This is a genomic window from Vallitalea maricola, assembly GCF_036985595.1.
In the GTDB taxonomy this organism is placed as follows: Bacteria; Bacillota; Clostridia; order Lachnospirales; family Vallitaleaceae; genus Vallitalea; species Vallitalea maricola.
In genome coordinates, this window is record NZ_BTPU01000434.1 from 1 (window position 1) to 216 (window position 216).

A 216-nucleotide genomic window follows, 5' to 3' on the forward strand; every position below is an offset into this window, starting at 1 on the left:
TTCTATTGGAACCTCTCCTCCGTATTCACTGGTCCAAAAGTTATTACTATCATCAACATTATACTGATTCTTAAAATAATTATAGATAATCGCTCTATGATCCTTTAGCCGGGCAATAAACTCTTTTCGTGTAATTTCCTCACCATTAATATTGGCTACCACCACATCTTCATTACTTCTTCTAAAGATTTTTACAATAAAAATCTTTAGAAGAAG

At 31.9% G+C, this 216-nt stretch carries 1 protein-coding gene; it reads right to left on the reverse strand.

What is annotated here, in order from left to right:
* The coding region (locus AACQ14_RS24555) for a hypothetical protein (protein ID WP_339366148.1) at positions 1-216 on the reverse strand (216 nt) is incomplete at both ends.